Annotated in this window: 21 protein-coding genes and 5 tRNA genes; 17 read left to right on the top strand and 9 right to left on the bottom strand. The window is 72.4% G+C overall.

Translation table 11 applies throughout. From position 1 onward, the window contains the following. Nucleotides 1-77: 77 nt before the first annotated feature. The 8 genes from AB0P24_RS01075 to AB0P24_RS01040 all read left to right on the top strand — a co-directional run bounded on the left by AB0P24_RS01075 (nucleotide 78) and on the right by AB0P24_RS01040 (nucleotide 11,564). Nucleotides 78-1,121, top strand: a complete 1,044-nt coding sequence (locus AB0P24_RS01075; protein WP_365789707.1) for an ATP-binding cassette domain-containing protein — start codon at nucleotides 78-80, stop codon at nucleotides 1,119-1,121. Nucleotides 1,122-1,141: 20 nt separating this feature from the next. Further along, on the top strand, nucleotides 1,142-1,852 hold the full coding sequence (locus AB0P24_RS01070) for a methionine ABC transporter permease (RefSeq protein ID WP_365790154.1): 711 nt from the start codon (nucleotides 1,142-1,144) through the stop codon (nucleotides 1,850-1,852). Between the two features lie 76 nt (nucleotides 1,853-1,928). Continuing rightward, nucleotides 1,929-2,765: a MetQ/NlpA family ABC transporter substrate-binding protein gene (locus tag AB0P24_RS01065; protein WP_365789705.1), complete on the top strand. Its 837-nt coding sequence runs from the start codon at nucleotides 1,929-1,931 to the stop codon at nucleotides 2,763-2,765. A gap of 173 nt (nucleotides 2,766-2,938) precedes the next feature. Further along, complete coding sequence (locus AB0P24_RS01060) at nucleotides 2,939-3,568, top strand: GNAT family N-acetyltransferase (protein WP_365789703.1); 630 nt, start codon at nucleotides 2,939-2,941, stop codon at nucleotides 3,566-3,568. Between the two features lie 113 nt (nucleotides 3,569-3,681). Continuing rightward, nucleotides 3,682-4,908, top strand: a complete 1,227-nt coding sequence (cbiE, locus tag AB0P24_RS01055) for a precorrin-6y C5,15-methyltransferase (decarboxylating) subunit CbiE (protein ID WP_365789701.1) — start codon at nucleotides 3,682-3,684, stop codon at nucleotides 4,906-4,908. A 344-nt stretch (nucleotides 4,909-5,252) separates the two neighbouring features. Continuing rightward, entirely contained in the window at nucleotides 5,253-9,020 is a 3,768-nt protein-coding gene (gene cobT, locus AB0P24_RS01050) for a nicotinate-nucleotide--dimethylbenzimidazole phosphoribosyltransferase (protein ID WP_365789699.1), read from the top strand. A gap of 390 nt (nucleotides 9,021-9,410) precedes the next feature. Further along, nucleotides 9,411-10,640: a uroporphyrinogen-III C-methyltransferase gene (cobA, locus tag AB0P24_RS01045; protein ID WP_365789697.1), complete on the top strand. Its 1,230-nt coding sequence runs from the start codon at nucleotides 9,411-9,413 to the stop codon at nucleotides 10,638-10,640. A gap of 105 nt (nucleotides 10,641-10,745) precedes the next feature. Further along, nucleotides 10,746-11,564 carry an RNA methyltransferase gene (locus tag AB0P24_RS01040; protein WP_181807761.1) on the top strand — a complete coding sequence of 273 codons (819 nt, stop codon included), beginning with the start codon at nucleotides 10,746-10,748 and terminating at the stop codon, nucleotides 11,562-11,564. Between the two features lie 6 nt (nucleotides 11,565-11,570). On the opposite strand, the gene AB0P24_RS01035 is transcribed toward AB0P24_RS01040, so the two are convergent. After that, on the bottom strand, nucleotides 11,571-12,899 hold the full coding sequence (locus AB0P24_RS01035; protein ID WP_365790152.1) for a protein kinase: 1,329 nt from the start codon (nucleotides 12,897-12,899) through the stop codon (nucleotides 11,571-11,573). 196 nt (nucleotides 12,900-13,095) lie between these two features. Between AB0P24_RS01035 and AB0P24_RS01030 the strand changes: the two genes are divergently transcribed. From AB0P24_RS01030 to AB0P24_RS01015, 4 genes are all read left to right on the top strand, one after another. Then, on the top strand, nucleotides 13,096-13,371 hold the full coding sequence (locus AB0P24_RS01030; protein ID WP_365789695.1) for a hypothetical protein: 276 nt from the start codon (nucleotides 13,096-13,098) through the stop codon (nucleotides 13,369-13,371). A 210-nt stretch (nucleotides 13,372-13,581) separates the two neighbouring features. Continuing rightward, nucleotides 13,582-13,758, top strand: a complete 177-nt coding sequence (locus AB0P24_RS01025) for a hypothetical protein (RefSeq protein ID WP_046726640.1) — start codon at nucleotides 13,582-13,584, stop codon at nucleotides 13,756-13,758. 484 nt (nucleotides 13,759-14,242) lie between these two features. Then, nucleotides 14,243-15,166, top strand: coding sequence for an aminoglycoside phosphotransferase family protein (locus tag AB0P24_RS01020; protein WP_365789693.1), 924 nt, complete (start codon nucleotides 14,243-14,245; stop codon nucleotides 15,164-15,166). Between the two features lie 212 nt (nucleotides 15,167-15,378). Continuing rightward, entirely contained in the window at nucleotides 15,379-15,687 is a 309-nt protein-coding gene (locus tag AB0P24_RS01015; protein WP_365789691.1) for a zf-TFIIB domain-containing protein, read from the top strand. Nucleotides 15,688-15,737: 50 nt separating this feature from the next. Here the strand turns inward: AB0P24_RS01015 and AB0P24_RS01010 are convergent. The 5 genes from AB0P24_RS01010 to AB0P24_RS00990 all read right to left on the bottom strand — a co-directional run bounded on the left by AB0P24_RS01010 (nucleotide 15,738) and on the right by AB0P24_RS00990 (nucleotide 16,208). Then, nucleotides 15,738-15,809, bottom strand: a tRNA-Val gene (locus AB0P24_RS01010). A 34-nt stretch (nucleotides 15,810-15,843) separates the two neighbouring features. Then, a tRNA-Val gene (locus tag AB0P24_RS01005) sits at nucleotides 15,844-15,915 on the bottom strand. Nucleotides 15,916-15,949: 34 nt separating this feature from the next. Then, a tRNA-Val gene (locus AB0P24_RS01000) sits at nucleotides 15,950-16,021 on the bottom strand. A gap of 1 nt (nucleotide 16,022) precedes the next feature. Beyond that, nucleotides 16,023-16,096 (bottom strand) — tRNA-Cys (locus AB0P24_RS00995). Nucleotides 16,097-16,135: 39 nt separating this feature from the next. Continuing rightward, nucleotides 16,136-16,208: transfer RNA gene (locus tag AB0P24_RS00990), tRNA-Gly, on the bottom strand. 178 nt (nucleotides 16,209-16,386) lie between these two features. Between AB0P24_RS00990 and AB0P24_RS00985 the strand changes: the two genes are divergently transcribed. The 3 genes from AB0P24_RS00985 to AB0P24_RS00975 all read left to right on the top strand — a co-directional run bounded on the left by AB0P24_RS00985 (nucleotide 16,387) and on the right by AB0P24_RS00975 (nucleotide 19,285). Next, nucleotides 16,387-17,424, top strand: coding sequence for a chorismate-binding protein (locus AB0P24_RS00985; protein ID WP_365789688.1), 1,038 nt, complete (start codon nucleotides 16,387-16,389; stop codon nucleotides 17,422-17,424). A gap of 1 nt (nucleotide 17,425) precedes the next feature. Next, on the top strand, nucleotides 17,426-18,247 hold the full coding sequence (locus tag AB0P24_RS00980; RefSeq protein ID WP_365789686.1) for an aminodeoxychorismate lyase: 822 nt from the start codon (nucleotides 17,426-17,428) through the stop codon (nucleotides 18,245-18,247). Nucleotides 18,248-18,460: 213 nt separating this feature from the next. Next, entirely contained in the window at nucleotides 18,461-19,285 is an 825-nt protein-coding gene (locus tag AB0P24_RS00975) for a GNAT family N-acetyltransferase (protein ID WP_365789684.1), read from the top strand. Nucleotides 19,286-19,306: 21 nt separating this feature from the next. Here the strand turns inward: AB0P24_RS00975 and AB0P24_RS00970 are convergent, their stop codons facing one another. After that, nucleotides 19,307-19,825 carry a DsbA family protein gene (locus AB0P24_RS00970; RefSeq protein WP_365789681.1) on the bottom strand — a complete coding sequence of 173 codons (519 nt, stop codon included), beginning with the start codon at nucleotides 19,823-19,825 and terminating at the stop codon, nucleotides 19,307-19,309. Nucleotides 19,826-20,189: 364 nt separating this feature from the next. Here AB0P24_RS00970 and AB0P24_RS00965 point away from each other — a divergent pair, with 364 nt between their 5' ends. After that, nucleotides 20,190-20,645: a hypothetical protein gene (locus tag AB0P24_RS00965; protein WP_365789679.1), complete on the top strand. Its 456-nt coding sequence runs from the start codon at nucleotides 20,190-20,192 to the stop codon at nucleotides 20,643-20,645. Nucleotides 20,646-20,867: 222 nt separating this feature from the next. Next, nucleotides 20,868-21,020: a hypothetical protein gene (locus AB0P24_RS00960; protein WP_167450005.1), complete on the top strand. Its 153-nt coding sequence runs from the start codon at nucleotides 20,868-20,870 to the stop codon at nucleotides 21,018-21,020. A 70-nt stretch (nucleotides 21,021-21,090) separates the two neighbouring features. Here AB0P24_RS00960 and AB0P24_RS00955 read toward each other — a convergent pair whose 3' ends face one another. After that, the gene (locus AB0P24_RS00955) at nucleotides 21,091-21,651 is read right to left on the bottom strand and encodes a CGNR zinc finger domain-containing protein (protein WP_365789677.1); all 561 of its coding nucleotides are present in this window, start codon (nucleotides 21,649-21,651) and stop codon (nucleotides 21,091-21,093) included. A 269-nt stretch (nucleotides 21,652-21,920) separates the two neighbouring features. Further along, nucleotides 21,921-22,334: an SsgA family sporulation/cell division regulator gene (locus tag AB0P24_RS00950; protein WP_004002642.1), complete on the bottom strand. Its 414-nt coding sequence runs from the start codon at nucleotides 22,332-22,334 to the stop codon at nucleotides 21,921-21,923. Nucleotides 22,335-22,493 lie beyond the last annotated feature (159 nt).

Raw genomic sequence — 22,493 nt, 5'->3', positions numbered from 1 at the left:
TGCCGCGTCCCTGAACGAACGCACCCGTGCGCCAGGGCACAGCCATGCCCGCGCACTCGACAGTGACGGAAACCCACGTGATCACCACAACGGGCCTGACGAAAATCTATCGGTCCCACAGCTCGCCCGGCCGCGAGATCACCGCCCTCGACGGCGTCGATCTCCATGTCCGCGAAGGCGAGGTGTACGGCGTCATCGGCCAGTCCGGCGCCGGCAAGTCCTCGCTGATCCGCTGTGTCAACCTGCTGGAGCGCCCCACCTCCGGCACCGTGACGGTGGACGGGCGGGACCTCACCGCCCTCGCCGGGCGCGGTCCCCGGGCCGGAAAGGAGCTGCGGCGGGCGCGCAGCCGGATCGGCATGGTCTTCCAGCACTTCAACCTGCTGTCCTCCCGGACCGTCCAGGACAACGTCGAGCTGCCGCTCGAAATCCTCGGGAAGTCGGGGAAGGAACGTTCCTCCAAAGCGTTGGAGCTGCTCGACCTCGTCGGGCTCGCCGACAAGGCGAAGGCCTACCCGGCCCAGCTCTCCGGCGGTCAGAAGCAGCGCGTCGGCATCGCCCGCGCGCTCGCCGGCGACCCCAGGGTGCTGCTCTCCGACGAGGCCACCAGCGCCCTCGACCCGGAGACCACCCGCTCCATCCTCCAGCTGCTGCGCGACCTGAACCGGCAGCTCGGCCTGACCGTCCTGCTCATCACGCACGAAATGGACGTCGTGAAGACGATCTGCGACTCGGCCGCCCTCATGGAGAAGGGACGGATCGTCGAACACGGCACCGTCAGCGAGCTGCTCGCGACCCCTGGCTCCGAACTCGCCGCCGCGCTCTTCCCGGTCGGCGGCGAGGCCTCCGGCGACGACCGCACCGTCCTCGACGTCACCTTCCACGGCGAGGCCGCCACCCAGCCGGTCATCTCCCAGCTCTCCCGCACCTACAACATCGACATATCGATCCTCGGCGCCGCCGTCGACACCGTCGGCGGCCTCCAGATCGGCCGGATGCGCATCGAACTGCCCGGCCGCTACGAGGACAACGTGGTGCCCATCGGCTTCCTGCGCGAGCAGGGCCTGCAGATCGACGTACTGGGCCGGGAGGCCCTGCTGGCGAAGGACGGTGCCCGGTGACCTGGACCGACTGGTCCGCGATGCGGCCGCTGCTGTCCCAGGCGTGTGGGGACACGCTCTACATGGTCGGCTGGTCCACGCTGATCGCGGTCGTCGGCGGCCTGCCGCTCGGCGTCCTGCTCGTCCTCACCGACCGGGGCGGCCTGCTCCAGAACATGCCGGCCAACAAGGTCATCGGGCAGATCGTGAACGTCGCCCGTTCGATGCCCTTCATCATCCTGATGGTCGCGCTGATGAACTTCACCCGCTGGATCACCGGCACGACCATCGGGCGTGAGGCCGCCATCGTGCCGCTCGCGATCGGCGCCATCCCGTTCTTCGCCCGCCTGGTCGAGACGGCTGTCCGCGAAGTGGACGGCGGCCTGGTCGAGGCCGTGCAGGCGATGGGCGGCAACACCTGGACCGTGGTACGCAAGGTCCTCGTACCCGAGTCGCTGCCCTCGCTCATCTCCTCCACCACGACCACGATCGTCGCGCTCATCGGCTACTCCGCCATGGCCGGCACGGTCGGCGCCGGCGGGCTCGGCGACATCGCCATCCGCTACGGCTACCAGCGGTTCGAGACCGAGCTGATGTGGATCACGGTCGCCATCCTCGCCGTCGTCATCTCGGTCATCCAGTTCGCCGGCGACTACGCGGCCCGCTCGCTGCACCGCCGGGGCGGTCAGACCGGCCCCGTGCCGAGGCTGCGCCTGCTGAAGGCCTCGACCGCCACCAGCAAGACCGTCTGAGCCCCCGGCACCCCCCTCTGATTTCCCCGCACCACCCACCGCGGGGCCGCTCCATCCTCAAGGAAAGGCACTTTTCGTGCGTACCACCGCAAAGCTCACCGCCGCCGTCCTCGCCGCCGGAGCCCTCACCTTCGGGCTCACCGCCTGCGGCTCGGACAAGGACTCCGCCGCCGGCTCCGCCGACTACAGCGGTCCACTGGTCGTCGCCGCGAGCCCGACCCCGCACGCCGAGATCCTCGACTACATTAAGGACAACCTGGCGAAGAAGGCCGGACTCGACCTGGACGTCAAGGAGTTCACCGACTACATCACGCCGAACACGGCGACCGAGGACGGCTCGGTGGACGCCAACTACTTCCAGAACAAGCCGTACCTCGACGACTTCAACAAGAAGCGCGGCACCCACATCGTGCCCGTCGTCACGGTGCACCTGGAGCCGCTCGGCCTCTACTCCCACAAGGTGAAGAGCGTCGACGCGCTGAAGAGCGGTGCGACCGTCGCGGTCCCCAACGACTCCGTGAACGAGGCACGAGCCCTCAAACTGCTCGCCGCCAACGGACTCATCACCCTCAAGGACGGCGCCGGCAGCGAGGCGACCCCGCAGGACATCGCGAAGAACCCGAAGAACCTCAAGTTCAAGGAGGTCGAGGCGGCCCAGACCGCGCGCTCCCTGGACGACGTGGACGCCGCCGTGATCAACGGCAACTACGCCATCTCGGCCGGCATCAAGCCCGCCAAGGACGCCCTCGTCCTGGAGTCCGCGAAGAACAGCCCGTACGGCAACTTCCTCGCGGTGAAGAAGGGTAACGAGAAGGACCCCCGGGTGCAGAAGCTCGCCAAGCTCCTCACCTCGCCCGAGGTGAAGAAGTTCATCGAGGACAAGTACCAGGGCTCGGTCATCCCGTCCTTCTGAGCCGTGCCGTCCTCACGGCGGCACGTATACGGCGTATCGCCACGCACGGGGTCCACTCGGTCACCGCGGGTGGGCCCCGTCGTGCGGTTCAGTGGTTTCATGCTGCATGCTGGGCAGTTCGCAGGCCCTGACGGTTTGGCCCTGAAGGATTTCCGAAGGTTACGGAGCGGCGCATGACAAGCACCTTCCCCAACATCTCCATCAGCACGGAGCGGTTGGTGCTGCGTCCCCTCGATGAGGACGACGTGCCCGCCCTGGCCGAAATGATGAACGACGAGCAGGTGGGGGCCTGGACGAGCGTGCCCCAGCCGTACAGCGAGGACGCCGCCCGGCGCTGGATCGCCGAGGACGCTCAGGCCGAGCGGCTCGCCGGCCGGGGCCTCGACCTCGCCGTCACCGAGTTCCTCACCCAGCGCCTGGTCGGCGTCGTCCGGCTCACCAAGACCAACTGGCACATCCGCTCGACCGAGTTGTCGTACATCATCGCCCCCTGGGCCCGGGGCGAGGGCTACGCCTCCGAGGCCGCGCTCGCCACCGCCCAATGGCTGTTGGGCGATCAGAAGTTCGAGCGCATCGAACTGCGCACCGCCGCCGACAACGCCGCCGCGCAGCAGGTGGCGCAGAAGATCGGCTGCATCAGCGAGGGCGTGCTGCGCAGTGCCTGCATAGTCCACGTCCGCACCGAGGACGGCACCTGGGCGGACGTGCGCAGCGACTACATCGTGTGGAGCCTGCTCCCGGAGGACCTGGAGGGCGCGGGCGGGGAACTCGCCGGCAGCGACGGCTTCACCTCCTGGAACTGACGGCGACGGGACCCGCCCCGTCGCGCCCCCTGCCCCTCCACCAGGTACTCTCACGGAGCCCGCCCTCTGGGCCCGACCCTGACGACCTGCGAAAACCCTGGAGACTGACGACGATGGCCGACCGGGTCACGGTGATCGGCTGGGACGGCTCGCCCCTGACCGCCGCGGGGCGCGGGGCGCTGGGCGCCGCCACGCTCGTCGCGGGCGCGGCCCACCATCTGGACCTCCCCGAGGTGCCCCCCGGCGCCGAACGCATCCGCCTCGGCAGCGTCGCCCTCGCCGCCCGCCGCATCGCAGGCCACCGCGGCACTGCCGTGGTGCTCGCCGACGGCGACCCCGGCTTCTTCGGCGTCGTACGGACCCTGCGCGCCCCCGAGTTCGGCCTGGAGGTCGAGGTCGTCCCCGCCGTCTCCGCGGTGGCCGCCGCCTTCGCCCGCGCCGGCATGCCCTGGGACGACGCACAGGTGGTCGTCGCACACCGACGCACCCTGCGGCGCGCGGTGAATGTGTGCCGCGCCCACACCAAGGTCGCCGTCCTGACCTCACCCGGCGCCGGACCCGCCGAACTCGGCCTGCTGATGGAGGGCGTTCACCGCACCTTCGTCATCTGCGAGGAACTCGGCACCGACCGCGAACAGGTCAGCGTCGTCACCTCCGACAAGGCCGCCGACCACGCCTGGCGCGACCCCAACGTCGTCATCGTCATCGGCGGCACGACCGGACCGGTGACGGTGCCCGAGGGCGGCGGCTGGATCGCCGGCCGGGACCCGGCGGCCGGCCCGCGCGGCTGGGTGCAGCCCGACGCGGAGTACGGCGAGGGGGCCGCGCTCGGCGAAGGGGAAACGGATCTGCTGCGGGCCGCCCAACTCGCCCGGCTGGGCCCCCGGGTGGGGGACCTGGTCTGGGACATCGGCTGCGGCAGCGGCGCGTTCGCCACCGAGGCCGCACGCGCCGGCGCCGCCGTCATCGCGGTCGACCGGGACCTCGCGGCCTGCGTCCGCAGCGAGTCGGCCGCCCGCAGGTTCGGGGTCCAGTTGCAGATCGTGCACGGCAGCGCCCCGCACGTGCTGGAGAACCTGCCCGAACCCGACGTCGTCCGGGTCGGCGGCGGGGGAGCGGCCGTGGTGAACGCGGTCGCCGACCGCCGCCCGCAGCGCATCGTCACCCATGCCGCCACCCGCGACGCCGCCGAACTCGTCGGCCGTGGCCTGACCGAGCACGGATACCAGGTCGAGTGCGCCCTGCTGCAGTCTCTCGAACTCGACACCAGGGCCTGGACGGAGACCGAGCGGAACGTCGCGTTCCTGCTCAGCGGCGTGCTACCCGAGCGCGCCCCGTGATCCTGTTGTCATACTGCGCGCGGTAGGCTGGCCGATCGCTGCACTACACCGGTGGCCCGGAAATTCGTTCGCCAATGTCCGGAAAACACGCTCCTTTTGGGGTGGGTGGGGTACGGCAGAACCGGGGACGCGCAACGTGGCGCAGCCCACAGCAGGCTGTCGCGGATCACGCTGTCGCGACGGTCGAACGGCCGGGACAATGCCACTGAATGGCTTTGTCGCCTTTTCTGGCGGGTCGTTCGTGCCGCTGGGCACGCACGCTCGTTCTTGACAGTGGGGCGGTCGGTGCGCCGCCCCGGGCGAGCTGGTCGTAGAAGGCACTAACCGATGGGCGAGGGGTACGCATGACGGACACCGGCCAGGTCCCGGGCGAGGGACTGCCGGAGAGCGCAGGCATGGTGGAACAGCCAGGCGTTCCGGCGCACGGCGCGTACACCTACCTCTCCGAGTCGCCCGCCGAGGACGAAGACCTGCTGCTCCCCGGCGCCCAGGGCGCCTGGGGCAACGAGGTGCCGCCGCCGGCCCCGGAGCCGGTCGTCGAGGCCGTCCACGAGCCCGGCCCGCACGAGATGGGCGGCCGGGACAGTGGCTCGGTGGACCTCTCCGCCGTCCGGCTGCCCAACTCGGTACCGGCGTCCCCGATCCTCTCCGTACCGCACGACCCGGCGGCCGCCCCGGCTCCGCGCCGTCCGCTGCACCTCGGCCCGCCGATCCCCGACGCCTCCGCCAGTCCGGTCCGCTCCCTCGCCGACCGCGGGCCGGCCGGCGCGCCGGTACGGCAGCCGGGCGCCCCGGCGGCCGGTCCCGAGTACCTCGACGTCCAGCCGTCACACGAGGCCGTGCCGCAGTCCGCCGCGCCCTGGGGTGCGCCGCAGCCGGCGCCGCAGAGCGTCCCGCAGCCGGCGCCGCAGGCCGCTCCGGTGGCTCAGCCGGCCGCACAGGCCCCGGCTGCCGAAACGGTCGCCGCGGTTGCCGAGCCTGTTGCTGTCGCTGCTCCCGCCGTCGTTGCTGCTCCCGCCGCTGCTCCCGCCGTCGCGGAGCCGCAGTCGCAGCCCGCGGTCGCGTACGAGCAGCACGCGGCCGACCCGTCCGGCGCCGCGCAGGCGGCCGTCGCCCGGCTTGCCACGGCGGCCGTGGCCACCGGCGCCGCGCAGCCCGAGAACGCGCACGGTCCGCAGGGCGTGGCCGGGCCGGTCGACGGGGGCGCCCCGGTGCCGGTGGCCGAGCCGGTCGCGCCGCAGGTCGCGCAGGTACCGGACGCTGCTCAGGTCGCGCAGGTACCGGACGCTGCTCAGGTCCCGCAGGCTCCGCAGGTCCCGGAGGTCTCGGGGGCCGCCGAGGTTCCGCAGGGGCCGGACGGGGGGCCGACGCAGGCGGCTCCCGTGGAGGCGGTGAGCCCGGAGGCTCCGGAAGCGGTGCGGGCTCCCGGCGCCGACACGGCATCAGGCGGATCTGCCGTGACCGAGGCCGCGCCGGTGGCGGCGGAGACCGCGCAGCAGCTCGCGGAGCCGGGCGCCGAGGCCGTGGTGACCGATCCGGAGCCGCAGGTCGTGGCGCCGGCCGGGGCCGAGCAGGTCACGCAGACCGAGGCCCCCGAGCCGGGCCCGGCGCCGGAAGCCGTCGTACCGGCGGCCGTCGTGCCGGAAGCCGTCGTGCCGGAAGCCGCCGTGCCGGAAGCCGTCGCGCCGGAAGCCGTCGCGCCGGAGTCCCTTGCGGCCCCGGAGGCCGTCGCCGCCGAGCCCGCCCAGCCGGTGCCCGCCGCGCCGCCCGCGCTGGTGCAGCCGGAGGAGGCCGCCGCCGAGGTACCCGCCCCGGCAGCCCCCGCAGCCGTCGCCGCCGAGGCCCCGCAGCCGCCCCAGTCGTCGGAAGCCCTCGCGCCGGCCGTCCAGGAGGCCGAGCAGGTCGCCCCGCCCGCCCCGTCCCAGGTCCCCGGAGCGGCTGCCGTACCTCCGGCCGAGACCCCCGAGGCGCAGCCCGCCCAGCCGGTGGATGCACCCGTCCACCTCGCGGGCCCGCAGATCCAGGGCACCGCGCCCGCCCCCGAGGAGACCCCGGCGGCCCCGGAGTCCCTGGCCGTCGCCGTCCCGGCGCAACCGTCGCCGGAGCAGCCGCTCGGCGAGTTCGTCCCCGTCGACGGCCAGGTGCCGACCTCCCCGCATCTCGCCCCGACCCCGCCCCACCCGCTGGTCCTCCCCGCGCAGGACCAGGGCGGCGAGTCGCTGCCCGAGCAGGCCGCGACGGTCCCCGCGCCCCGCGAGGCCGAACCCGCTTCGCCGCCGCAGCACCCCGATGTCGTACAGCAGGCGGAGGACCTGGACACCAGGGCCGCCGACCAGGAAGAAAGCACGGCCCCCGTGGCAGAAGCACGTCAGTCCACCGGGCCGGCCGCGCCCGCCTACGACGACGCCGAGCGCGAGGCCGTTCTCAAGGTCATGCGCGAACGCCGTGACATCCGCAACGGCTTCCGCAGCGACCCCATCCCGCACGAGGTGCTGCTGCGCGTCCTGGAGGCCGCCCACACCGCGCCCTCCGTCGGCCACTCCCAGCCCTGGGACTTCGTCGTCATCCGCTCGGCCGACACCCGCCGCACGATGCACGAACTGGCCATGCGCCAGCGCGAGGCCTACGCCAAGTCCCTCCCCAAGGGCCGTGCGAAGCAGTTCAAGGAACTGAAGATCGAGGCCATCCTCGACACCCCGGTCAACATCGTCGTCACCGCCGACCCGACCCGCGGCGGCCGTCACACCCTCGGCCGGCACACCCAGCCGCAGATGGCGCCCTACTCCGCCGCCCTCGCCGTCGAGAACCTCTGGCTCGCCGCGCGTGCCGAGGGGCTCGGTGTCGGCTGGGTCAGCTTCTTCGACGAGCGCGAGATGGTCCGCGTTCTCGGTCTGCCCGAGCACCTGGAGGTCATCGCCTACCTGTGCGTCGGGTACGTCGACGAGTTCCCGGACGAGCCCGAGCTGATGCAGGCCGGCTGGTCCAAGCGCCGCCCGCTGTCCTGGGTGGTGCACGAGGAGACGTACGGCCGCCGCGCGCTGCCCGGTGAGGACCCGCACGACCTGCTCGCCGAGACCGTCGCGAGTGTCCGCCCGCTGGACGCCAAGGCGCTCGGCGAGGCCTGGGAACGCCAGAAGCGGATGACCAAGCCGGCCGGTGCGCTCGGCATGCTGGAGATCATCTCCGCCCAGCTGTCCGGCCTGTCCCGGCAGTGCCCGCCGCCGATCCCGGAGCCCGCGGCCGTCGCGATCTTCGCCGGTGACCACGGGGTGCACGCCCAGGGCGTCACGCCGTGGCCGCAGGAGGTCACCGCCCAGATGGTGGCCAACTTCCTCGGCGGGGGAGCGGTCTGCAACGCGTTCGCGAGTCAGGTGGGCGCCGAGGTGTGCGTGGTGGACGTCGGTGTCGCGTCCGAGCTGCCCGCCACACCGGGCCTGCTGCCCCGCAAGGTGCGCGCGGGCACCTCCGACATGACGACCGGCCCGGCGATGACCCGCGAGGAGGCCAAGCAGGCCATCGAGGTGGGCATCGAGACGGCCCGCGACCTGGTGGCGGCCGGCAACAAGGCGCTTCTCACCGGCGAGATGGGCATCGCGAACACCACCGCGTCCGCGGCCCTGATCTCCGTCTTCACGGGCGCCGACCCCGCCGAGGTCACCGGCCGCGGCACCGGCATCAACGACGAGACCCTCGCCCGCAAGACCGAGGTGGTCCGCCGTGCCCTGGAACTCCACCAGCCGGACCCGGCCGACCCGATCGGGGTCCTCGCCGCGGTCGGCGGGTTCGAACACGCGGCGATGGTGGGCCTGTTGCTGGGCGGCGCGTCCCTGCGTACGCCGGTGATCCTGGACGGCGTCAGCGCGGGCGCCGCCGCCCTCGTGGCCCGCGCGATCGCACCGGAGGTCCTCGCGGCCTGCATCGCCGGCCACCGCAGCGCGGAACCGGGCCACGTGGCAGCCCTGAACAAACTGGGCCTGCGCCCCCTCGTCGACCTCGACCTCCGCCTGGGCGAGGGCACGGGCGCCCTGCTCGCGCTGCCCCTGGTGCAGAGCACGGCGAGGGCCATGCACGAGGTGGCGACCTTCGACTCGGCGGGCGTCACGGAGAAATAGGGGACTGCGGTCCCGGGTTCCTGCGGCCGCTGGCCGCTGGCCGGTCGTTGGTGGCTGTGGCTGTGGCTGTGGCTGTGGCTGTGGCTGTGGCTGTGGCTGTGGCTGTGGCTGCGGCTGCGGCCCGGCGGCCCCGGCGGCCGTCGGCTGCGGGACAGCCGCCGGGCCGGGTTCCTTGTCGGCCGCCGGGTGGTTGTGGGCAGAGTCGTTCCTCCCCCAGTGCCTCAAGGACCTGGGGGACCCCCATGACGGAACGGGTGGACACAACCACCCACAGCCGCGCACCCGGTCACGCAGCCCAGCCACTGGACACCGGAGCCGTCCAAAACCCCCGCCCCGTAAAATCTGCACGTCAGGGCTACCGCATCGCCGCCGAAAGAGGAGCCGCACCTCATGGCCGAACATCCCGCCTACCCCGTAGGCCTCCGCCTCACCGGTCGCAAGGTGGTCGTCCTCGGCGGCGGCCAGGTGGCCCAGCGCCGCCTCCCCGCGCTCATAGCGGCAGGCGCCGACATCACCCTCGTATCCCCGGAAGCCACCCCTTCCGTCGAGGCGATGGCGGACGCCGGCGAGATCACCTGGGCCAGGCGCCCTTACCAGGACGGCGACCTCGGCGAAGCCTGGTACGCGCTGATCGCCACCAGCGACCCCGCCGCCAACACCGCCGCCTCCGCCGAAGCGGAGCGCCACCGTGTCTGGTGCGTCCGCTCCGACGACGCCGACCAGGCCACTGCCTGGACCCCGGCGACCGGCCACAGCGAGGGCGTCACCGTCGCCGTCCTCACCACCGACGCGCGCGGCCGCGACCCCCGGCGCACCGCAGCCATCAGGGACGCGGTCGTCGAGGGCCTGCGCGACGGCACCCTCGTCGCCCCCCACCACCGCACCCGCACCCCCGGCGTCGCCCTGGTCGGCGGCGGCCCCGGCGACCCCGACCTCATCACGGTCCGCGGCCGTCGCCTGCTCGCGGCCGCCGACGTCGTCATCGCCGACCGCCTCGGCCCCCGCGACCTCCTCGCCGAACTTCCGCCGCACGTCGAGGTGATCGACGCGGCGAAGATCCCGTACGGCCGCTACATGGCCCAGGAGGCCATCAACAACGCCCTGATCGAGCACGCCAAACAGGGCAAGTCGGTCGTACGGCTGAAGGGGGGCGACCCCTACGTCTTCGGCCGGGGCATGGAGGAGGTCCAGGCGCTCGCCGAGGCCGGGATCCCCTGCACGGTCGTCCCCGGCATCTCCAGCTCGATCTCCGTACCGTCCGCCGCGGGCATCCCGGTCACCCACCGGGGCGTCGCACACGAGTTCACGGTGGTCAGCGGTCACGTCGCGCCGGACGACGAGCGGTCGCTGGCCGACTGGCCGTCCCTCGCCAAGCTCACCGGGACCCTCGTCGTCCTCATGGGCGTCGACAAGATCGGGAAGATCGCCGAGACCCTGGTCGCGCACGGGAAGTCCCCGGACACGCCCGTCGCCCTGGTCCAGGAAGGCACGACGGCCGCTCAACGCCGGGTCGACGCGACCCTCGCCACGGTCGCCGAGGTCGTCCGCACGGAGGAAGTGAAGCCCCCGGCGGTCATCGTGATCGGCGAGGTCGTGACCGTGGGCCCGCGGACGTCGTGACCGTAGGCCCGCGGACGGCGTCCTGAAGAGCACTGACGTAACCCCGGGTAACACAACCCGTTCCAGCCCGTTGGCACCGCACCCAGGACAAGGCAGTATCACCCTGTGGCCGATCTCATCACCGTTGAGGATCCCGACGACCCGCGCCTGCGCGACTACACGGGCCTGACCGACGTCGAGTTGCGCCGCAAGCGCGAACCGGCCGAGGGCCTGTTCATCGCCGAGGGCGAGAAGGTCATCCGCAGGGCGAAGGACGCGGGCTACGAGATGCGTTCCATGCTGCTGTCCGCCAAGTGGGTCGACGTCATGCGCGACGTCATAGACGAACTCCCGGCCCCCGTCTACGCGGTCAGCCCGGAGCTCGCCGAGAAGGTCACCGGCTACCACGTGCATCGCGGCGCGCTCGCCTCCATGCAGCGCAAACCGCTGCCGACGGCGACCGAGCTGCTGCGCACCACCCGCCGGGTCGTCGTCATGGAGTCGGTCAACGACCACACCAACATCGGCGCGATCTTCCGCTCGGCGGCCGCCCTCGGCATGGACGCGGTGCTGCTGTCACCGGACTGCGCGGACCCGCTCTACCGGCGCAGCGTGAAGGTCTCGATGGGCGCGGTCTTCTCGGTGCCGTACGCCCGTCTCGACACCTGGCCCAAGGGGCTGGACTCGGTCCGCGAGGCCGGGTTCACGCTGCTCGCCCTCACCCCGGACGAGAAGGCCCGCAGCCTCGACGAGGCCGCCCCGCACCGGATGGACAGGGTCGCCCTGATGCTCGGCGCCGAGGGCGACGGCCTGTCCACCCAGGCCCTGGTCGCCGCCGACGAATGGGTGCGCATCCCGATGTCCCACGGCGTCGACTCCCTCAACGTGGGCGCGGCGGCCGCGGTCGCCTTCTACGCGGTGACCACCGGCCGGCCCGAGGCGTAGGACTCGCTACTCCCTGAGGGCCGCGGCCTTCGCCGGTACGACACCGGAACCGGGCACGCCCATCCCGTGCGCCGGCCCGGAACAGCCCTGGGCCAGCGCGATCCCGAGCGCCACCAGCAGGGTCACCACGACGAACACGAAGAGCCGCTGGCGGAGCAACCGCGGATTGGCCGGCCGCCGTCCGGTACCCGTGGGACGCGGCGCCGGACGCCCGGCGCCGCCGCGCGACGCGGGCCGGCTCCCGGTTCCGTTCCCCGGCCGGGTGCCGTTGCCGCGCGGGGCGGGTGTGGGGCGCGAGCCGTTCGGCCGTGACGGCAGCCCCCCGGTCGGGCGCGGACCGCCGCCGCGCGAGGGGGCGTTGCCCCGCATCGGCGCGCCCGCCGCGCCCGACGAGGACCGCGGACGGCGCTGGGTGCGCTGCGGATCCGGGTAGGTGTCGCTGAGCGGCCCGGTGGGCCGGTCCGCCTCGGCGGCACGCGGCGCGGGCGGGCGTGCGTCGGCCAGCCCCTGCGCCTCGCGCGCGGCGATCTCCTTCAGCCGGAGCGACAGCTGCAACGTGCTCGGCCGCTCCTCCGGGTGCTTGGCCAGGCAGGCCCGCACCAGTGGCGCGAGCGCGTCCGGCACCCCGTGCAGCTGCGGCTCCTCGTGGACGACCCGGTAGAGCATCACCTCGGAACTGCCGTGCCCGAAGGGCGAGTCACCGGTCGAGGCGTAGGCGAGGGTCGCGCCGAGCGAGAAGACGTCCGTGGCGGGGGTGACGGCCGCTCCGCGCACCTGCTCGGGCGCGAGGAACCCGGGGGAGCCGACCGCCGTACCGACGTGGGTGAGGGTGGAGGCGCCGGTGGCCCAGGCGATGCCGAAGTCGATGATCCGCGGCCCCTTCGGGGACAGCAGGATGTTGGACGGCTTGAGATCCCGGTGCACGACCCCGGCCTCGTGCACGGCGACCAGGCCCTCGGAGAGCGCGGCGCCGACCGCCGCCGCGTCCGCCGCGCCCAGCGGGCCGTCGTCGGCCACCTTGTCGTGCAGCGAGGGGCCGGGCACGTACTGGGTGGCGAACCAGGGCCGCTCGGCGTCGAGATCCGCCGCGACCAGCCGTGCCGTGCAACCGCCCCTGATCCGCCGGGCCGCCGAGACCTCACGGGCGAAACGGGAGCGGAACTCCTGGTCCTCGGCCAGATCGGGCCGGATCACCTTCAGCGCGACCCGCTGCCCCTTCTTGTCGGAACCGAGGTAGACCACGCCCATGCCGCCGGCGCCGAGCCTTCTGTGAAGCCTGAACGAGCCGACGACGCGCGGGTCCTCGCGCCTCAGGCGCATCATCGCCATGTTCATCCCCGCTGCCCGGTCCGTTTGACGTGGCACAGCTTACGTTTACCGGGCCGCCCGTGCGCAGAGGCCGCGCCCTCTCGGCCCGATGGATTGTCAGTGTCGGGTGCGAGACTTGAGGAGTGGTCAGGAAGGCGCCGTTATCGGCTCCTTTGTGCACCCGTCTGCTCCAACAAGCCGTCACAGAAGGGGGATTGATGCTGTGAAGGGTGACCGCGTGGAGATAGTCGTGGACGCCGGCGACACGACCCGCACATACGAGGTGGTGGCCACCAGGGCGGGCCGCAGGGTGGAGACAGCGGTGCGGCGGGGGGTGGTGGAAGTGAGCGAAGTCACGCGAAACGGAGCGGTCGTCAGGACCGCCCGCTTCATGGCGACCAGGGTCCTGGCTCTCGTCGAGCAACCGGTGCTCCGCGAGGACAGCTCGGAAATACCGGGAAGGACCGGGCACCCCCTCCGGGAAGACCCCGAGGGGTAGGACGAGACGCGGTACCCGGTCTCCACCCAGAGGAGTAGACCGCAGGTCACGGCTCATCCTCTCGGAGGCCCGCGATTCGATACGAGGGCATGACGTCCGCAAGACGCCACGCGCCTAGATTTGAGGTCAAGCGGCGGGTGCAGCACTCGTCCCCCGAGGTCAGACACCCGCCGCTGCCAACGACAACTGAGAACGGTCAGGAGAGGGACCATGGCCCTTACGGCACAGCGGACACACACCACCCGCCCCCGCCGACAGGGCCGTCGCCACCCGCTGGTGGCGACGCTGATGGCCCTTCCCCTGGCGGCCCTGCTCCTCCTCGTCTTCGACGGCTGGGAGACGGTGGCCACACAGGCGTCGTCCGTGGGAGTGATGCTGGGGCGCTGAGCGGCGACCCCAGGCCCGGAAGAGCGGTCCGGGCGGGGACATCCACCCATGAAACCCCGTGGGGACGGGGGTGCGGCGGACGGCAAAATGCCGGCGCAGCTGGGGAGCTGCGCCGGCATTGCTTTTTCCGTGGGCCCGCTGCGTTCGCTGTTCGGCCGCGGCCCGCTGGGGCTGGTCGCGCCCACGCGGCGGAGCCGCGCATCGACTCAGCCCCGCGCCCCTTTACGGGCACTCCTCAGCGGTCGGCAGTCGTGTCGGCTACTCAGCTGCGGGCAGTCGTGACGCTGGGGAGCTGGGGCCCCGTGCGAGCGAAGCCGAGCGTGGGCGCAGGGGGTACCCCCTCTGGGGAGACACCCGGCGAGCGCGGGCGAGCGACACCCCGGTACCCAGGCTCCCACCCCCCCACCCCCCACCCGCTGTGCACCCCGGCCCACCCCACCCCCGTACCCTCACCGCAGCACAGCCGCACCTTCCGGGGGACCCCATGACCGCAGACCTGATACCCCAGCTGACCGCCAAGATCAGAGCCGCCGCACACTCCGACGCGGCCCCCTGCGCCTGCGCCACCACCACCCTTGCCCACCGTCCCGACACCGCGGTCCTCCGGCACGCGGAGACCGTCGCCAAGGTCCACGCCCCCGACACCGACCCCGCCGCCCTCACCCTCCGCCTGGCCACCGCCGCCCGCCTCCCCGACGTCTTCCTCCCGCCCCTCGCCCCGGCCCCCGCCGCCTTCGTCGACGACCGCCCGGTCACCCTCTGGCCGTACGGCGCCCCCGTGGACCCCGACGCCCCGGACGCCGCCCCCTGGGAAGCCGCCGCCACCCTCCTCGCCCGGCTCCACCGGACCCCACCCGCCGCGGCCACACCCCCGATGCGCGGCCCCGCCAAGGCGGCGCACGCGATGGCCCGCCTCCGGAAAGCCCTGACCGGCGCGGGCTTCCACCCCGCCGCGCCGCCCGTCTTCCGTGCCTGGTCCGCCCTGCCCGCCTGGGCCCGCGCCGAGGCACCCGTGCCAGGCCACCACCCCGGCACCCTCTGCCACGGCGACCTGCACCTCGGCCAGCTGGTCCGGCACCCGGCGCCGGACGGCCCCTGGCGGCTCATCGACGTCGACGATCTCGGCGTCGGCGCCCCTGCCTGGGACCTGGCCCGCCCCGCGTCCTGGTATGCCTGCGGCCTGCTCCCGCCCGACGCGTGGACCCGTTTCCTCACCGCCTACCGGGCGGCCGGCGGTCCGGCCGTGCCGGAGGACGGCGACCCGTGGTCCGCCCTGGACGTCCCGGCTCGTGCCCTCACCGTCCAGACCGGCGCCCGCTACCTCGCGAAGGCGATCGCGGCGGACCGCCCGCTGGACGAGGTCGAGCAGTCCCTGATCGACGCGTGTGCCCGGATGGCTCCGGAATGATCCAGGACTGATCCCGGACCAAGCGCGGAGCCCAAGCGCGGAGCCCAAGCGGCATCGAACCCGGAATGATTCCCGCGCCGCTCCCGAACGACATTGGTCCCCGGGCGGTTGACCCACGATTTCCCGAAGTAAGGTGCAACCGACCGGGAACGGACGGAGTCTGTCCTGGGGAAACGCGAAGCAGTTTTTACCGGCGAGGAGTTGAGCCGACCATGCAGTGTCCGAAGTGTCATGCGCCGATGCACACCTACAACCGCAACGGCGTCCAGATCGAGCAGTGCAGCGGCTGCCGGGGCATCTTCCTCGACTACGGCGAGCTGGAGGCGCTGACCCAGCTGGAGGCGCAGTGGTCCAAGCCCGTCCCGCCGCCGGCTCCGCAGGCGTACCCGGCCCCGCCCGCGCCGGCCTGGGGCGCCCCGCATGGTGGCGGTCAGCACGGCGGGGGCCACGGTGGGCACTATGGCGGCCACGGTCATGGCCACGGCCACAAGAGCTGGGCGCACATGCTCTTCTCCAGCTGACCGCACGAAGAAACCCCGGCCGTACGGAACGGCCGGGGCTCTTTGCTGTGTGGACGATACTGGGATTGAACCAGTGACCTCTTCCGTGTCAGGGAAGCGCTCTCCCGCTGAGCTAATCGTCCTCGGGACCGGGATCCGCGGATCACGGGCACTGCGTGCGCGATACTGGGATTGAACCAGTGACCTCTTCCGTGTCAGGGAAGCGCTCTCCCGCTGAGCTAATCGCGCGGGGCAGATCTCCGGTCTGCTGACCAAGATCCAGTGGACGATACTGGGATTGAACCAGTGACCTCTTCCGTGTCAGGGAAGCGCTCTCCCGCTGAGCTAATCGTCCTTGGAGGTGGAGACGGGATTTGAACCCGTGTAGACGGCTTTGCAGGCCGTTGCCTCGCCTCTCGGCCACTCCACCAGGAGTGTAGGGGATCGGGACGACCCCTAGGTTCCTTCGAGCGGACGACGAGGCTCGAACTCGCGACCTCAACCTTGGCAAGGTTGCGCTCTACCAACTGAGCTACGTCCGCCTGTCGTTTCGGTCCGCTCTCGCGTCCCGGCGACGTGTTGAACTCTAGCGGATTCCCGGGCCAGCACAAAAACGCGTTTGCGCAGCGTGCTGCGCCGGACCCGGCGGATGACGTGGTCAGGGCACCCTTGACGACATGCCCGGGTCACCCCCAGGACACCAGCCATAGACTCGACGACGTGCTCCATCACCCTCCTCTCGCCCGGTTCGGCGGCCGCGTCGCCACCGGCCTGCTCGACGTCACCAGCGATCCGGCGGCCCTCGACTCCTCCGGTTTCTGGGCCGTCTGCGCGGATTTCGAGGGCCGGCTGACCTGCGCCCGCTTCGGTGACGTAAGGGAGGAGCCGGTGCCCGCGCCGGTGCCGGGGCAGTGGCGCGGGCCGGCGGCCGCTGACTGGAAGTCGTCCCTCGACCGCGCCGCGTACACGTCGGCGGTGCGGCGGATCCGCACGCACATCGCGGCCGGTGAGGTCTACCAGGCCAACCTCTGCCGGGTGCTGTCCGCGCCGGTCGCCCCGGACGCCGACGTGGACGCCCTGACCGCCCTGCTGGCCCGCGGCAACCCGGCGCCGTACGCCGGAACGATTCGCCTGCCGGAGCACAGGGTGGAGATAGCCACCGCCTCGCCCGAACTGTTCCTGCGCCGGACCGGGCGGACCGTCGAGAGCGGGCCCATCAAGGGCACCGGCCGCACCGAGGCGGACCTCCTGGAGAAGGACTACGCCGAGAACGTGATGATCGTGGACCTGGTCCGCAACGACATCGGGCGGGTCTGCGCCACCGGCACCGTGACCGTCCCCGACCTGTGCGCCGTGGAGAAGCACCCGGGGCTGGTCCATCTCGTCTCCACGGTCCGCGGTGAGCTGGGTGCGGACGCCGGCTGGCCCGAACTGCTCGCCGCGGCCTTCCCGCCCGGTTCCGTCACCGGTGCGCCGAAGTCCAGCGCCCTGCGGATCATCGAGGCACTGGAGCCCGTGCCGCGCGGCCCCTACTGCGGCGGCATCGGCTGGGTGGACGCGGACCGGGGGACCGGCGAGCTGGCCGTGGGCATCCGTACCTTCTGGATCGACCGGGACGCGGGTGCGCTCCGGTTCGGTACCGGGGCCGGGATCACCTGGGGTTCCGACCCCGAGGGCGAATGGCGGGAGACCGAGCTGAAGGCCGCCCGGCTGCTCGCGGTAGCGTCGGGTGGGTACGACGTGAACGGAGGGGTCTGAGTTGAAGATCTGGCTGGACGGCGGACTGCAGGACGTGGAGTCCGCGCGTGTCTCCGTCTTCGACCACGGGCTGACCGTGGGGGACGGCATTTTCGAGACGGTGAAGGCGACCGAGGGCCGGCCCTTCGCGCTCACCCGCCACCTCGACCGGTTGACCCGTTCGGCCCGGGGCCTCGGCCTGCCCGACCCCGACCACGACGAGGTCCGCCGGGCCTGTGGGGCGGTCCTCGCGGCCAACCCGATGCCGCTCGGCCGGCTGCGCATCACCTACACCGGCGGCCACGGCCCCCTCGGCTCGGACCGCGGAGACCGCGGCCCCACCCTCGTGGTCGCCCTGGGCGAGACCAGCCGCCGCGCCGACTCCACGGCCGTGATCACGGTCCCCTGGACCCGCAACGAGCGCGGCGCGCTCACCGGCCTGAAGACCACCTCGTACGCCGAGAACGTCGTCGCCCTGGCGCGCGCCCACCAACACGGCGCCTCCGAGGCCCTGTTCGCCAACACCGTCGGGCAGCTCTGCGAGGGCACCGGTTCCAACGTCTTCGTCGTCCTCGACGGCGAGATCCACACCCCGCCGGTCGCCTCCGGCTGCCTGGCCGGCATCACCCGCGCCCTGACCGTCGAGTGGACCGGCGCCCGGGAGTCCGACCTGCCCCTGGACGTCCTGGAGCGGGCCGACGAGATCTTTCTCACCTCCACCCTGCGCGACATCCAGGCCGTGCACCGCGTCGACGACCGTGAACTCCCCGGCGCTCCCGGCCCGGTGACCGCCAAGGCCATGCGCATCTTCGACGAGCGCTCGGGCGAGGACCTGGACCCCTGAGAGCCCTGCCCGGCCGGCTGCATCGGCCGGGCCCTGGCCGGGGCCTTGGCCGGGGCCTTGGTCGGGTTGTCGTCCGGCTTCGCCACGTCCGGCTTCGTCCGGCTTCGTCGGGCTGACGTCCGGCCTTGTTCGCCCGACGTCCGGGCCTCAGTGGGCTGACATCCGGGCTTTATCGGGCTGACGCCGTGGTCTCGGGCGGGTAGAACACCCCTGATGACCACGACCCTGCGGCCGACCGAGCCGCTCCAGCACGGCGCCGACGGAGCGCTGTCCCGCCGCTTCCAGGTGTGCGTGAACAGCAGACCCGTCGGCACCCTCCACCTCGGCACCTCGCAGAACCTCGGTCCCCGGGTGGCCCGGATCGTCGACCTGCACATCGAGGAGCCCGACCGCCGCCGGGGCCGGGGCACGGTGGCCGCGCTCGCCGCGGAGGAGGTGGCGCGCGGCTGGGGCTGCCGGCAGATCGAGCTGGGTGTCCCGGCCACCGCGGAGCCGGCGCTGCGGCTCGTCAAGGCGCTCGGCTACGTTCCGCGCAACCGGGGCATGGAGAAACGGCTCGGCGACACCGCGCCCGCCCTGCCGCCGGGCAGCCGCGGCCGTGCCATGACCGAGGCCGAGTACCCGGAGTGGCTCGCGCACGAGTCCGAGGCGTACGCGCGCAGGTGGACCGAGCGGGGCGTGCCCGAAACCGAGGCGCACGAGAAGTCACGGCGCGACCACGAGCGGCTGCTGCCGCGCGGGCTCGCCACGGAGGACATGCGGTTGAGCGTCCTCGAACACGAAGGGGCCCGCGTCGGCACCCTGTGGGTGGCCTTCCGGGAGGACGGCGCCTGGGTGTACGACGTCGAGGTCGACGCCGCCCACCGCGGCCAGGGGCACGGCCGTGGCCTCATGCTGCTGGCGGAGGACCAGACGATCGCCGTCGGCCGGCGCGTCCTCGGCCTCAACGTGTTCGCCGGCACCAGCCCGGCGGAACGGCTCTACGAGTCGCTGGGGTACGTCACCGTGTCGTACGTCCTCTACAAGAACTTGATCTGAACTCCGGTCACTCCCGCCCGGTCACTCCTGCTCGGCCAGCAACCGGTCGGCGATCTCCGCCACGCGTTCGCGCAGGCCCTCCTGGCTCTTGCCGCCGTCGAGGCGCTCGCCGCCGATGACATAGGTCGGGGTGCCGGTCACGCCGATGGCCTTGCCCTCGGCCTGGTCGGCGTCCACGATCAGGATGTGCCGGCCGTCGATCAGCGCGGTGTCGAACTCTTCGGCGTCCAGGCCCAGTTCACCGGCCACCTCGACCAGGAACGGCTCGCCCCCGCGGTCCAGCTCCTCGACCCGCCCGAGGACCGCTTCGACGTACTCCCAGCCCTTCCCCTGCTCCAGGGCCTCCTCGGCGGCCTGCGCGGCGGCGAACGCGTGCTTGTGCTTCTCCAGCGGGAAGTGCCGCAGCCGCAGCTCCAGCCGGTCGCCGTACCGGGCACGCAGGGCACGGAGATCGTCCAGCGCACTGCGGCAGTCAGGACACTGCAGTTCACACCAGACGTCGAGAACCAGGGCGCCGGTGCGCACGGAGGAGTCGTTCATGCCGCCCAGTCTTCCAGCCCACGCTGTGTCAACCCAATCGAGCCGACGTCCGACCGTCGTCGGCCGACCGGCGACGTCCGACCGACGACGGCCGACCGACGACGGCCGACGGACGGCACCGGACACGGCCGGTGCCCGGCTGATGGGGAGGGTGGTGGCCGGCAGCCGGCACCGGCCGAGTCGAGGCGGGTGCGGTCGTAGCTCGTACCTGGGGTGGAGGTGACCCGGAGAGGACCCCGAGATGCCCCTGATTGTCGGACCTGGGCATGGATCGCACGGGCTGGGCGGTGCAGGATGGAAGGGCGGAGCAGCGTGCGCACCCGCCCTCGCCCCGCCCGCCCGACCCAGCCCGCAGGAGGACCGGATGATCGCCGAGACAGTCTGCTCCGCCGTGTCCGCGGCAGGCCTGGGCATCGCCGTGGTCACCGCCTATCGCAAGCGGTACCTGGCGGCGGTCCGGATCGCCGCCTACTCTCTCGTCCCCATCGGCCTGGTCATGACGGGCGTGGTCGGCTGGCTCGCCGACACCGCCCTCAGCCCCACCGCCTGGGCGGGCTTCGGCGTGCTCGGTGCGGCCTGGGCCCTCTTCTCGGCCACCCGCGCCGTGGAGCGTCGGCGCGGCGGCACCCGTGGCACCCGGGCCGAGCGTAAGGCGGCCGCCCGGGGCGCACAGCGCGACGCCGTCGCCCCCGCCGCCTCGGCACCGTCCCTGAGCCCCGCCACCCGCCCGGCGGCCGGGCCCGCGGGGGCCCCCAGGAGCACCGGCTCGGGCGACGACTTCAGTGACATCGAGGCCATCCTCAAGAAGCACGGGATATGACACTCGCCGGCGGTGGGGGCGGCGCTGCTCAGCCGAGTCGCGACCGCATGCATATGACAGTCACATGAGGCATTGAAACGACACAGTGCGTCCGTGGCGTGCGCCGAAGTGTTCAAGGGGTGAGCGGAAGCGAAACGGACATCACGGAATTCGGCGAACTCCCGCCCATTCCGGGCGTGTTGATCGCGCGGCGGGTGTCTGCTGGGACATCATCGCCGCGAGATGCTGGACACGAAACAGAGCGAGGCCGCGCCGCCGAAGGACGAGCCCCGCGGGTGCCTCTTCGCCCTTTCCCAGCCACCGCTGATGATCTTCCTAGCGGTGATCGGGTGTCTGCTCCTCATGGCTGCGCTGCACGACCTGCTGTGGCTGTGAGCCGTACCCGCCAGTCCCGGCGCCACCCGCCGGGACCGGCGTCGGCATCGACGCCCCGGTACTCCCGGGATCAGCCCGCCGCCTCCTTGCGGCGCGCCCGGTACGCGGCGACATGCAGGCGGTTTCCGCAGGTCCTGCTGTCACAGTACCGACGCGAACGGTTACGGGAGAGGTCGACGAAGGCGCGCCGGCAGTCCGGCGCCTCGCAGCGCCGCAGTCGCTCCTGCTCCCCGGCGACGACGAAGAACGCGAGCGCCATCCCGCAGTCGGCGGCGAGATGGTCGGCCACCGAGGCGCCGGGCGCGAAGTAGTGCACATGCCAGTCGTAGCCGTCGTGATCCGTGAGCCGGGGCGTGGTGCCCGCCGCGGCGACCAGCTCGTTGATCATCCCGGCCGCGGTCCGGGCGTCGGGAGCGGCGAAGATCCCCGCGAACCGTCCGCGGATCTTGCGCACCGCCGAAAGATCGAACTCCGACAGCACACCCACATCGCTGATGTCGTGGTTTCGTACGAAATCCTGGAGAGCCGCGACATCGGCCAGCCCGTCCGCCGCCGTGTCGTCCTCCGGTGCGGTGTTCACCAGATCCACCACGGCGTCGAGAGAACACCGGGTGTCGTGGGTGATCAGCACGTTTCGCTCCCTGGCCTGAGGGTCGGGCGGGCGCCCGCCGATGGTGGCCGATGGTAGCGACATACGGCGGCCCCGCACCGTCCCCTGTCCCACTCGGGACTGTCCGGTAGAACGCTCACCGCCCCCCGGCGGTTCCCCGGGCGCGCGGACACAGCGGTGCCGCCCCGTGACCGAACACGGTGGCGGCGCCGGTGCTGCCGTATGCGGTTGTCTTGGCCCGAGCCGTCTCCCCGAGTGGACGGCGCCGGGCGGCTTTCAGGGGCTGCGCCCTAGCTCTCCGCCAGAATGTGGGAGAGCTCCTGATCGAGATCGAAGTGCCGGTGTTCCGTGCCGGGCGGCACGGCGGCGTCTGTGCGCTTCAGGAAGGATTCCAGGGCCCGCGCGGGGGCTTCGAGCAGGGCTTCCCCTTCCGGAGAGCTCAGGGCGATGCACACGACGCCCTGACCGTGACTGCGGGACGGCCAGACGCGGACGTCGCCGGTGCCCGTGGGGCGGTGCAGCCCCTCGGCGAGTAGGTCGCGGGCGAACACCCACTCGACGGTCTCCTCGGCTCCGGTGTGGAAGGTGGCGTGCACGGCGTAGGGGTCGGCCGTGTCGTACCGCAGGCCTGCGGGGACAGGCAGGGAGGACTCGCTCGACACAACGAGGCGCAGGTGCAGCTCGCAGCTGACCGTGGTGTTCATAAGCGCCAGGGCCTTTCGCTCAGTGTGCGCTCGGGGATTCGCACGTCGGCGAAATCGACATGCCACCTACGGTGCCGTTGTAAACCCCTCTGAGTGTTTTGCGTGTGTTTACGTAACTCTTCCGGCGGAGAACCTGGACGCGATCTACGACCATTCCGG

It is taken from the genome of Streptomyces sp. NPDC086519 (assembly GCF_040686075.1).
GTDB classification, from domain to species: Bacteria; Actinomycetota; Actinomycetes; order Streptomycetales; family Streptomycetaceae; genus Streptomyces; species Streptomyces shenzhenensis.
This window is presented reverse-complemented; position numbering and strand designations above follow the sequence as displayed.